The 12,419-nt window shown below is 34.5% G+C and carries 11 protein-coding genes; 7 read left to right on the top strand and 4 right to left on the bottom strand.

What is annotated here, in order from left to right:
- Positions 1-4 precede the first annotated feature (4 nt).
- Positions 5-487, top strand: coding sequence for a hypothetical protein (locus HX005_RS05020; protein WP_286376514.1), 483 nt, complete (start codon positions 5-7; stop codon positions 485-487).
- A gap of 51 nt (positions 488-538) precedes the next feature.
- Positions 539-874, top strand: a complete 336-nt coding sequence (locus HX005_RS19630) for a pentapeptide repeat-containing protein (RefSeq protein WP_353621994.1) — start codon at positions 539-541, stop codon at positions 872-874.
- A gap of 71 nt (positions 875-945) precedes the next feature.
- Here HX005_RS19630 and HX005_RS05015 read toward each other — a convergent pair whose 3' ends face one another.
- Complete coding sequence (locus tag HX005_RS05015) at positions 946-2,109, bottom strand: YbfB/YjiJ family MFS transporter (protein ID WP_286376513.1); 1,164 nt, start codon at positions 2,107-2,109, stop codon at positions 946-948.
- A gap of 386 nt (positions 2,110-2,495) precedes the next feature.
- Between HX005_RS05015 and HX005_RS05010 the strand changes: the two genes are divergently transcribed.
- The 4 genes from HX005_RS05010 (at position 2,496) to HX005_RS04995 (ending at position 9,119) form a co-directional block, all read left to right on the top strand.
- Positions 2,496-3,887: an L-cystine transporter gene (locus tag HX005_RS05010; protein WP_286376512.1), complete on the top strand. Its 1,392-nt coding sequence runs from the start codon at positions 2,496-2,498 to the stop codon at positions 3,885-3,887.
- 134 nt (positions 3,888-4,021) lie between these two features.
- Positions 4,022-4,852 (top strand): PhzF family phenazine biosynthesis protein, encoded by an 831-nt coding sequence (locus HX005_RS05005; protein ID WP_286376511.1) that lies wholly within the window; start codon positions 4,022-4,024, stop codon positions 4,850-4,852.
- 207 nt (positions 4,853-5,059) lie between these two features.
- Positions 5,060-6,235: a winged helix-turn-helix domain-containing protein gene (locus tag HX005_RS05000; protein WP_286376510.1), complete on the top strand. Its 1,176-nt coding sequence runs from the start codon at positions 5,060-5,062 to the stop codon at positions 6,233-6,235.
- A gap of 115 nt (positions 6,236-6,350) precedes the next feature.
- Positions 6,351-9,119: a M16 family metallopeptidase gene (locus HX005_RS04995; RefSeq protein WP_286376509.1), complete on the top strand. Its 2,769-nt coding sequence runs from the start codon at positions 6,351-6,353 to the stop codon at positions 9,117-9,119.
- A 107-nt stretch (positions 9,120-9,226) separates the two neighbouring features.
- Here HX005_RS04995 and HX005_RS04990 read toward each other — a convergent pair whose 3' ends face one another.
- Positions 9,227-9,625: a DUF3144 domain-containing protein gene (locus HX005_RS04990; protein WP_107006492.1), complete on the bottom strand. Its 399-nt coding sequence runs from the start codon at positions 9,623-9,625 to the stop codon at positions 9,227-9,229.
- A gap of 54 nt (positions 9,626-9,679) precedes the next feature.
- Positions 9,680-10,057, bottom strand: a complete 378-nt coding sequence (locus tag HX005_RS04985; protein WP_107006493.1) for a DUF3144 domain-containing protein — start codon at positions 10,055-10,057, stop codon at positions 9,680-9,682.
- 90 nt (positions 10,058-10,147) lie between these two features.
- Between HX005_RS04985 and HX005_RS04980 the strand changes: the two genes are divergently transcribed.
- Entirely contained in the window at positions 10,148-10,780 is a 633-nt protein-coding gene (locus tag HX005_RS04980; protein WP_107006494.1) for a hypothetical protein, read from the top strand.
- A gap of 48 nt (positions 10,781-10,828) precedes the next feature.
- Here HX005_RS04980 and HX005_RS04975 read toward each other — a convergent pair whose 3' ends face one another.
- Positions 10,829-12,292, bottom strand: coding sequence for a CHAD domain-containing protein (locus HX005_RS04975; protein ID WP_286376508.1), 1,464 nt, complete (start codon positions 12,290-12,292; stop codon positions 10,829-10,831).
- Between the last annotated feature and the right edge of the window lie 127 nt (positions 12,293-12,419).

The raw sequence follows: 12,419 nt of genomic DNA, 5'->3' as shown, positions 1-12,419 counted from the left end.
AAAAATGATAAATGAATTTTATAAGACATTGATTTCACTTCGTGTTCCAGCACGCTGGAGTATTGCAAAGAATAATTTAATTCAAGTTCCCTTAGATGTGATCAATGCTTTGAATGAAGATGATCTATTTGAAATTACTGAATTTTATCTTGGCTATAATGTTTTTTTGGCAGAGTTTATTTGGACAAAACAATATAAAGTGACATTGTGGGTCAGTTCGTATCCGCGATATGAACACGATAAAATTGTGGATTTAAGCTATGAAATTGACCTTTATGTGATCAATGAAGGAATTACAAGTAAAAAGCGTAGCCAGATTATTTTCTCAAAAGTGTTGGAAATAGCAACTTTTGAGCAATTACAGGCAAGTTTAAATACCTTAATGCTAAACACAAGCTATGGCTTTGATGCGTGTTTGAAAAAGGGATTATTCTCAGATTTATTATTGGATCTTGATCCTCAAATTGTACAAACAGATTATCGCTAAGATTAGTTTTATGATGACTTTTTAAAATCGCATGGGAGACGCTTATAAAGCATGATGTATGATTTTATGTTTGAACAAAATTTTAGAAGTTTTGTTTTTATCGGAAAATTTCAGTTTAATGCTGTAAATTTACATAGAGTGAGATTTTATAATATCCATTTTATAGGGTTTACATGGTTTAAAACCAATTTGCGTGGTGCTTTTTTTATAAAATGTCATTTTGAACATTGTTATTTTATAGAAACCAATATGATTACATTGATTATTCATCAATCACATATCGAAAATTGTACTTTTAAGTGTTGTAACATGAAATATATGCAAATTTCTAAGACTGAATTTGTGAATTGTCAGATTAATTCTCAGTTAAGTTTGGATTTTATCTAGAAAAATATTTTTAAAAATATCAGCCTAATAAGCGTTTATGTATGTTCAATAGCGTATTAACTTGGATGATATTAAAGCGGCTTTGCTCGCAGGCTATAAACAAAAAATTGTAATGTACCGACCATTAACACAGCAGCAGCAAGTATAAATTGTTGATGATAATTTACTCCAAAATGTTGTAAAGCACTAAAACATAAACCACCGACTAATTGTGTAAGCGCAAACGCCAAGGTCGCTATACTCCAAAGTTTTTTATACGCCACGCCATAAAGCTGCATAATGGTAAATGAGGTTAAAAAAACTACAGCAGGGTTGAGTAAACCTGTAAAAAATGAAGATATATAAGTAAAAATAGGGTTTAAATCTAAAATGGCAATAATAATTGCTACAACATACAAGCTATATAAGATTTTAAGTGCCGTAAAATGCCCAAAAATCCGTGCGAATACATAAGCACTAATTGCACCCAAAGCACTCCCTGAACCATATAAAATCCAATTAAAATTAATATGATATAAATCAAGAGCCAAAGTGTTTTTTAAATAATCAATCCAAAATAAAGAGTGCGGCACATAGGCAAATGCACTACAGGCATAAACCAGTAATAAGCTAAAATACATGCCATCCATCACATTGTTTTGTTGGAGTGGCATTTGAATATTATTGAGATGATTTTTAAAAATGTTAAGCAAATATAAAAGAATGAGACAAATAATAAATGAAAAAGCAAATAAAATGAGCCATGCAGTTTGTGTTGAAATATGATCTAAATACGGCATAAATAAAGTTGCAATTAGGACACCAATCCCAATTCCACTAAAACCAATAAAGTTAATTTTTAAGCGATCTTCTACGGCACAACATTGCACTACAACACTCGGTGCAAGAATCATCAATAATCCACCACTGACACCTGAAATAATACGCCAAAAAACATACCAACTTGCAGGAAGCTCAGCAAAAGCACAACTGAGTAGACTTAAACTACCTGCAAATGCAGCATAGAGTAAGTATTTTGCCATACTCTGATTTTGTGGTAGCTTCATTGCGAAAAAAGCCCCTATCAAATAACCAAGAAGATTGGCACTGCCTAACATACTGGCAAAGTGAGCTGTCCATTCATAACTTTCACGTGTTGAAGGAAGAAGAGCTGTATAAGAAAAACGCAATAAACCAATGCCTAAACATGTACTTAAGCAGAGAAAAAGACTCAGTTTAATTTTGCTTATTGACATGATTTGATTACTCAATTTTTTATCATCTGTTTTAATCATGAGTCTTACACTAAATTGCTGCTTAAAACTTGGCAAGTTATTTTGATTATTTATTTGAGGAATACTTAAACTGTGATGATTTATGTTTTTTTTCAAATGAAAAAGACACTTATATAAAAAATATAAAGAGTGTTACAGTCATTTGAGTTTGGTTTGAATGTTATACACTTATATATTTTATTTTTAGAAATACTTATTATTTTTTTAGATATAAGCAAGAAGTATTTGATTTATCAATTTATTATAATTTGGGTGAAAATTCGCCATTTATACATAAAAATGCTAAATAACAAGGAATTCCACTGAATTAGAATATAATAAAAGCAGTGTAAAAAATTGGAAATTGAATGAATTATCCGCTCATTTTGAATATTTTGATATTCGCAGGTTTAATTCTGATCTTGATGCAAACCCGAAAAACGAACTGGAGTCTTGCTAAAAAAGTTTTCGCAGGCTTATGTTTAGGTGTGGGATTTGGTTTAGGTTTACATCTTGTTTATAGCGCACAGCCAGAAATATTAACTGAATCTATTCAATGGTTTAATATCGTAGGTAATGGTTATGTAAAACTATTACAAATGGTGGTTATGCCATTGGTATTTATTTCTATTCTGAGTGCTGTGATTAAACTTCATGATGCAAGTTCATTGGGTAAAATTAGTATTTTTAGTATAGGAACTTTACTATTTACGACTTTGATTGCCGCATTGGTTGGTGTATTTGTAACGAATTTATTTGGTTTAAGTGCAGCAGGACTGGTTCAAGGAACGCAAGAAACAGAACGTTTAGCAAAGTTAAATTCTGATTATGTTGGTAAAGTAACCGATTTAAATGTTCCAGATTTTATTTTATCTTTTGTTCCTACAAACCCTTTTGCTGAATTAACAGGTGCAAATCCAACTTCTATTATTAGTGTTGTAATTTTTGCGACATTTTTAGGTCTTGCTGGTATTCAATTGATTAAAGAGAATGCTGAAAAAGGACAGCGTATTGTAACAGCCATTGAAACATTACAAGCTTGGGTGATGAAGCTAGTTCGTTTGGTTATGTTACTTACACCTTATGGTGTTTTTGCATTGATCACAAAAGTCGTTGCGAGTTCTAAACTTGTGGACATTATAAACCTTGGTGGTTTTTTAGTGGCTTCTTATGTTGGTCTTGCCATTATGTTTATTGTGCATGCCATCATTTTGGCTTTAACAGGTGTCAACCCGATTCGCTTTTTTAAAAAAGTTTTACCTGTGCTGACCTTTGCTTTTACCAGTCGTTCAAGTGCCGCAAGTATACCTTTGAATATTGAAGCGCAAACTCGTCGTTTAGGTGTGCCTGAGTCAATTGCCAGTTTTTCAGCTTCGTTTGGTACAACCATTGGTCAAAATGGCTGTGCTGGTTTATATCCTGCAATGCTTGCTGTTATGGTTGCTCCAACAGTTGGAATTAATCCACTAGATCCTGTTTGGATTTTAACATTGGCATGTATTGTCACCCTGAGTTCGATAGGTGTAGCAGGTGTCGGTGGTGGCGCAACCTTTGCTGCTCTTATTGTTTTACCTATTATGGGATTACCTGTAACTTTAGTGGCATTGTTAATTTCAATTGAACCTTTGATTGATATGGGGCGTACAGCCTTAAATGTGGATGGATCCATGACTGCGGGCATGGTCACCAGTCAATTGATGGGGCAAACTGATCAAACCATTTTACAGTCAGAACAATATGAAGAATTACAGCAGCGCTAAGCTTTGCTGAGCATTTTTATTTAAAAGCATTATGGTCACATAATGCTTTTTTTGTATCTGGTTAAAAATAAAAAGTGTATCTGTTTTTCAAGCAATGGTTTTGGCTAAAATACCCATGAATGAGGAGATTAAACATGAAAATGTATCAGGTTGATGCTTTTACCCAACAATTATTTAAGGGTAATCCTGCGGCTGTATTGGTTCTGGATGAATGGCTGGAAGATGCCCTCATGCAGAAAATTGCCTTGGAAAATAATCTGGCTGAAACTGCATTTGTTAAAAAAATGGATGCGGAAAACTATGCAATCCGTTGGTTTACCCCAATTTTGGAGGTGGATTTCTGTGGACATGCAACTTTGGCATCAGCTTTTGTTTTATTTGAACATTATACAGTGGCAACCACACTGCAATTTCATGTTGAAAATTTAGGTATTTTTATTATTCAGCGCAATGAAAATGGAATGATTCACATGAATTTTCCAATTCGTAGAGCTGAACCTTTGCTGAATTATCCTGAACTGTTAAATCAGGTGATTGATCAGCCTTTTGAAGAGGTTTATATCAGTCCGCAAGCTTTTATTTTGGTATTAAAGTCAGCACAAGCGGTTCAAGATGCTATTCCAAATTTAGATGTAATTCAGAAACTTGCAGCATCCTATAAAATTTCAACTGCAATCACTGCCAAAGAAGATCAATTGGATCTGACCATCACGGCAGCTTCTTCAAAATATGATTATATTGCACGTTATTTTGCACCACATAAAGGCATTGATGAAGACCCTGTGACAGGTTCCATGCATACAGGATTGGCACCGTTATGGGCTGAGAAACTCGGTAAAGATCAACTGATTGCTTATCAGGCTTCTGCACGAGGCGGAGAGTTATATTGTAAAATTTTGAATGATCAACGTATTGAAATTTCAGGTTATGCGCAGTTGTATATGGTGGCTGAACTTTCTCTGTAAATTCTGCATTGTATCTTAAAAAATAATGTTGGCATGCTGGAGACTTTCTTGAGGGAAAGTCTGCTTGAGTGATCTTTTAAGAAGTGACATTTTAAGGCTGATGTGGATGCTTCAACTTTTGTATCATTCTGCTTTGCTCATTCAAATCAGTATTTAAATCTATAACTTTAATATTCACCTGAAAATAACAGCTATATTGTGTGATTTATGCATCAACAAAATTTAAGACAATTGGCATTGGCTCATCAAAAATTAATCCCAGATGCTACGGAATATATCGGAAAGTCAGGAACATTGAGCATGATTCAACACTTGGGTTATGTGCAAATTGATACCATTTCCGTTGCGGAGCGGGCACATCATCATGTGTTATGGAATCGTGTGCAGGATTATCAGCAAGATCATTTGAATCATTTGGTGAAAGATCAACAGATTTTTGAATATTGGGCACATGCTGCAGCATATTTACCCATGCGTGATTATCGTTTTGCTTTAATCCAGATGAATGCAGTCCGACGTGGTGAAAGCCGTTATTTTAATCGTGGTGAGCCTCAGTTAATGACTGAAATCATGGCGCAAATCACAGCAGAAGGTCCACTCAAATTACGTGATCTGGAGCTTCGGCATCGTCAGGTTGCGGGACAAGGATGGAAGTCAAGTACAGGAAGACGTGCACTTGAGCAGTTATTTATGCAAGGTGATCTGATGATTTGTCAGCGTCAGGGCATGGAAAAAATTTATGATCTGACAGCGCGATGTTTACCCGCAGATCTCGATTTAAGCGAACCTGATCTGCAACAATATGCACAATATTTATTTGATCAGACGCTACGGGCACATGGTATTTTCAGTTTAAAACAGCTATTGCACTTAAAAACAGGTCAGTCACTACAAAAGGCAATGCGTCAAATTATTGATGAACAGCTTCAGCTTGGCACTATTATGCCTATTCAGCAGGCGAATGGGCAGCTTTTATATGTCGACACGCAGGCTTTGGCGCATACGCTACAGCCACAAGTACAGCTTAAAATTCTATCTCCTTTTGATAATGTACTGATCCATCGTGAACGCTTAGAGCAGATTTTTGCGATGGATTATCGGTTGGAGTGCTATTTACCTGCCGAGCAGCGCCGTTTTGGCTATTTTTGTTTGCCTATTTTATATGCTGATCAACTGGTAGGGCGGATGGATTGTAAAGCGCATCGGGGAGAAAAAATTCTGCAACTGTGTAGTTTTCATTTACAGGATGAAGCCAAATCATGGCTAGATCAGGATCAGTTTTATTTTCTACTGATGCAGGAACTGGAAAGGTTTGCAGCATTTAACCAATGCAATGTGGTGGATACGACTGAAATAAAATTTTTACAAAAATGGCAGTCCTGATTTTTAAATGTGATTGAACAGTAAAAAGTTTCAAAAATTAACTATTTATTGCAGTCTTTCTTAAGCTAAGCTGTTTACAATTTTTTAAAATTTATCCAAAAAATCTGGAATTTCTATGTTAATGCGGTTGAAAAAACTCACTTTATCTCTTTGTTTAATGGGCGTCGGGATAGCGGCTTTTGCCCAACCTGTTTTAGTTAAATCTGAACATAATATTGAAGAATATACCTTAGAAAATGGTTTTCGTATCTTATTAGCACCGAATGAGAAAGAGAGTAAAGTCTTTGTTAATACAGTATATTTTACAGGTTCTTTGAATGATCCAAAAGGAAAAGGAGGCTTAGCACATTTACTAGAACATCTTGCTTTTAAAGGAACAAAAAATGTTCAAGGCGAAGAATTTCAACGTCGACTTGATCGTTATACTTTAATGACGAATGCGAGCACAGATTATTATTCAACAAAATATACCAATATTGTACGTCCTGAAGCGAATGCTTTAAATGAAATTATTTATTTAGAAGCAGAACGGATGGATCAGTTGGTTTTACAAGAAAAATATGTACCTTCTGAAATTAATATTGTCATGCGTGAGCGTGAAGTCAGAATGGATCAGCCATTTGCTGTACTCATGGATCAAATGTGGAAAGCAGCTTATGGTAATCAATTCTTAGGACGTTTGCCGATAGGTGATTTACCTGAGTTACAATCCATTAAAATGAATGAATTGAACAAGTTCTATAAAGATTGGTACGCACCCAATAATGCGGTTATGGTCATTTCAGGAAAGTTTGATAAAGCTGAGGTTTTAAAGCAAATTGATCAAAATTTTAGTGCCATTCCAAAACGTGCATTACCAACACAAGCACAAGTTCCCTTATTAGATTCAGCAACTGTAAAAAATCGCCAATTTATTGTAAAAAAAGGCAGTGATTTGGCAAAATTTAATATTTATATGAATGGGAAAAATGAAGCAATTCAACCCGTTTTAGCATTAACACCTTATTTATATACATTGCAGCCTAGTGGTCATTTATATTCCAGTATGGTTGAAACAGGTATAGCAACGAATGTGCAATCAACAACTTGGTTAGATGATGATTTTAATCTGATTTTAATGGGGGCAATTTATGCACCTACACATGATGCAAAACGTATTGATCAAGCCTTAATTTCAGGTGTAGAACAAAACCCAGCATTTAATGAAGTTGAGTTAAAACGTGTTAAAAATCTCTTGAAAAATGCACAAGATAATCTATTGAGTAGTGCATCAGCAGTCGGCTCAATGTTGAGTGATTATGTTGTATCATCACATGGTGATTGGACACAATATTTTAAAGACCAACAAAAAATACAAGCTTTAACAGTCGCAGAAACCAATCAAACCTTAAAAACATTTTTAACGTCACCACATCGTTTTAGTGGGGATATACAGCCTACTCCTGAAGATCAAAAGAAAGCCCTTGAGCAAAAACAGTCTACGGAGTCTAATAAAACATTAGATCAGCAGACCATTGCTGAAGAGCCACTAAAGTCAGCAGATGAATATAAAAAAGAAGTAGCGCAGTATGTTGATGTTTCAAAACAGCTTTTGCAAAAATCTGAGCAAAAAATTCAACGTGGTCAACTGAAAAATGGAATGCAATATGCGCTATTTCCAACGACCACTCGTGATGATAAAACCTATGCAACCTTGAATGTGGAGTTCGGTACAGCACAGTCTTTATTCAATAAAGATGAGATTATTGAATTTACTTCTTATTTGTTATTGCGTGCTTCAGACCAATATAGTTTGCAAGATATTGCAGATAAAACGATAGAAGCAGGTGGTTCAGCCAGTGCAGTTGCAAATGGCAATGGGATGCAAATCCAAATTTCTGCGAAAAAAGATAAGTTTGATGACTTTTTTCAATATATTTTAGCTGTGATGAAAAAGCCAAAGTTTGAACAATCACAGTTTGATTTAATCAAGTTACAAAGTTTAGCGACTTTAGATCGTCCTTATACCGAGCCTGAAACTGTAGCTGCATTAACCATTTCTCGTTTGCTAGAAACTTATCAAGCAGGTGATTTGCGTTATCACTATGAACCAGAGTTGGCAAAACAGCAAATTAAGTCAATGACGAATCAGCAAGTGAAAGATTTATATCAGAAATTTTTTGCAATGGATCATGCGCAAATTGCTATTACAGGACAATATGATGCTAAACATATTCAAAAGTTACTTCAATCACAGTTAGGAAATTGGAAAAGTAAAGAAAAATATGAGCGTTTAAGCTCTGATTTTGAAGCATATAAAGCACAAAAAGTTCATGCACTTTCAGAGCAACGAGAGTTTGGTAATTATCAAAGTATTTTGACAATTCCTGTTGGGGCATATCATGTGGATGCACCTGCATTAATTGTATTAGATAATATTTTAGGTGATTCACAATTATCTTCTCGTTTAGGTAAGGAATTGCGTGAAAAGAATGCTTTAGTTTATGGTTTTGGTAGTCAATTGGATCTGGATGACGTTGTTGAGTCTGGTGCAATCAAGATAGAAGCCAACTATACTGCGGGAAAATCAGCCCAAGTTTCACAAGTCATTCATCAAGTATTAACTGAATTATTAAGCAATGGCATAACGGAACAAGAGCTTGAAGCAGCAAAAGCCAGAATCATGAAAAAACGTGTTACTTCACTTGAAGATGATCGTATTATTCATCGTATGTTAGTTTCCCAAATGCAAAATAAACGTAACTTATTGGATCGAGCACAACGTGATCAAGAGTTTGCAAAATTGACCAAAGCAGATGTAGATGCTGTGATTAAGAAATATATTGATCTGAATCAGTTGGTTGAGGTAATGGCAGACCAATATGGTACGGCACAGAAACCATAATTTTTTGTAATCACATATTTTGATCGATTGTTTTTATTTTAATGATCTGTAAAGGAATAAAAAAGCCTTGTAATTGACAAGGCTTTTTTCATTTTTAGGTCTGTAAATTAGTGTTGATGATGGTCATGGTCATGCTTATGTGTGTGAAATTCTTCATTTTTACGGAAGCGTAAATAGTTCTCGAATTGTTCACAATATTCGTCATAGTTGTCTTCTAACATCATTTGAAACTGTTGAAGTACATAAGACATTACTTGCTCTTTGGCATCACGCATTTCGTTGCCATCTTTAAAAGTATTGGCTGCAACCCATGTATTAAAACGAGCTGTGGCAAATAACATGGCTGCACTGACCTGACCACGTAACTCATTTGGATCAGGTTTTTGACCTTTTGGTGGGCGGCAAAATTCATTGGCTTGTTTGATGAACTCATCGGCACGCTCAAAAAAAACGGCATTTAACGCTTCTTCTTCAGTGACATCCGCAGCATCGATTTTTTGAGACATGAATATTTCCACAACGATTACATAAATATTCTCATATTATAGGCAATCTCGCCTTTAAACGAAATGCTTAACTTCATCCTGTGGTGGATTCATATATTCTTCAAAGTTATTTGCATATTCTTCAAAATTATCTTCTAACATAACTTTATATTGCTCTAAAAAATACTGCAAAATTTGTTCTTTGTTGGCTTGCATATCTTCAGCTTTGTCATAACCACATGCAGTCAACCAAATGTCAAAACGTGCATTGGCATACATCAGTGAAGCACTGACTTTTGCAGCAGATTGAGCGAATTGTTCAGCATCATCTGTCGTGTCTGCAAGCTCATTTGCAAGTGCAATAAACTCATCTGCACGTTGATAAAATTGTTCATCTGGTGCAGATTCGTTTTGGTCTAATAAACCATCAAAATTATTTGAATTGTTTGACATTTAAAATCTCTCAATATCTTGTATGTATATTTAAACTATAGCATACTTAAAATAGCCTAAGTATAAAATTAAACAATTTAAGAGGTGTATATGCAAGATGCTATTGCGGTACAAAGTTTAAAAAGTGATATTGCCTTATTGCGTCAAAATATTTGGCCGCCAACAGATTTAGCAAATGTTGAAGGTCTACCTATTTATTATGGTTCAAAACAACAAGTTGCCGAATATTATCATCAGTGGACAGGGTTGATTGAACGTGCGCAAGACTTATTTCAACCCTTTATGGAAGATGAGGTTTTAGATGCTGTCCATCTCCCTAGCCACTTAAATTTACCCTTATTTTTCTTTCATGTAGATCGTATTCGTATTAATAAAACACGAGCAAAAGAATCTAAAACTTTTCGTGGTTTAGCCAGTTTGATGGATAAATGTGGTCAGTTTGAGCCTGAACAAGTTTTAGCCATGAAACATTGGTTAAATAGCGATGATACCGCAGCCTTAGTGGCACATCGTGAGTTTATTGATTTAAGAACGTATATTTTTCAGCATGGTCAAAGTGAATATACACGTACTCGTTTTTATGTGAATGGTTTAGTATTAAGCACAGAAGAGCATTTTGAATTGATTGATGCACGTGATAAGCCACGTAAGCAACGAAATGACAGTTATAGTGATCCTTTAGCAGATAACCAAACTTGGAAAATATTTGGGAAATATCGTTAATCGCATTTTCCCAAATAAAATCTAAAATATTGTAAAAATTAAGATTATTTACTTCCAAAAAGGTACAGCTTGAGAAAGATGGCGTAACTCTTGGGCTGATTGTGCTAATAAATCATGCTTTCGTGCAGCAATCCAACCTAGAGCAAATAATGCTTTAGGTTCATGTTCTGAGATGCTTTTAAAAATATTTTCAGCAACAAATAAATCATTGTATAAACCTAAAGCTTCTTGTGCAGGTTTCAGTGCTTTTAAATATTCTTTTACCTTTTCAGTAGGATAGAGCGATGCGATAAACTCAATGCTATAACGTAGACGTTTTAAGCGTTTACGAACACGGTGTTGGTCATCTATTGCTAATTCTAAAAAATTAAATGAATTGTTGATAATATTTTGATGTAATTTTTCAATCTCTTTTCTAAATTGTTTTTTCAGATTGAGAGAAGGTGGCTCACTATGCTGTGTATGGACAAACTGCATCAAAGTTAAGATAAGAGCGTGAAAATTAAATGACTTAAACACATCATCTAGTTTATTTTCATCTATATTTTTGTGTTTTTTCAACGTTATGTTGGGTGCGCCATCAGCTAAAATTTGCGGTAAAATGGTACTTTCAACCATATCAAGATCACGTTGATGACCCAGTTGGCGGAAAAGTTCAGCAAGTTGTTGTTCCCATATCGGATCAAGATGAGATGACCAATGCGCAAAAGTTTTGAGTGCACTGCGTAACCTACGGATCGCAACACGAGCTTGATGTACATGTTCCTCAGTAAAGTAGCCTGAGGCAATGGCAGAACTGTTCGGCAAAAGATGCTGTAAAGTATGTTGTACAATCTTTTTAATGGCTTGTTCAGGTGAGCTTTTTGGGTCTAATTGAAATGGTGTTTGAAATTGAGCAGGGATGTTCTGACTGAGTAAATCATCATAATGTGTTTTAGCTTGTGTATTTAAATATAAGGCATAACGTTTAATGCGAGGCAGAACAAAAGAAATAAAATCCTGAATATTACCTTTTTTTAACTTAAATGTTATTTCAGAAAACTCTCGTTTTTGTTGCTGAGAATAAACAACACCTTGATCAAAATACACTTCAATGAGGCTTTTTTGAAAATTAAATAAGGTGATAAAGCGTTCAATATCTATGCTAAATTTCACATACAGTTCAGATGAAAGATCATTTAATAATTTTTGAGTATTTTTGCTGATGCTTTTATGATGGTTTTTATTACCAAAATTTTTAAACTCGAAATTGTTGGGGGCTGTTGTTCCTAAATTGATTTGAAATTGGGTGGGTGCCAGTTGTTCTGTATTGGATAAATGTAGTATTTGTATCCATTGACCATTTTCTAAACGTTGTTGTAATCCAATACCTTGTGTAGATAAAGGGCTTTTATCATGATCAAAGTATTGAGTATGTATAGTGGATTTATCACACTTTTTTCTTTGCAATGCTTTGAGAAAGGCATCTTTTTTATCATTTTTGATTTGAAATTTGAGTTCTATTTCAAACATGGTCTAACATCCTGTTATAGAAACTTTTTCTTATATTAGAACAATATAAATTTAAAACCTAGTACATAATTGGATACGTTTAAATATTAAGATAAATTGAATCACTGTTCACAATAAATACATGGAA

Source organism: Acinetobacter sp. R933-2 (assembly GCF_030325485.1).
In the GTDB taxonomy this organism is placed as follows: domain Bacteria; phylum Pseudomonadota; class Gammaproteobacteria; order Pseudomonadales; family Moraxellaceae; genus Acinetobacter; species Acinetobacter sichuanensis.
Note: the sequence above shows the minus strand (reverse complement) of the source record. Positions and strands in the feature narration are given on the sequence as shown.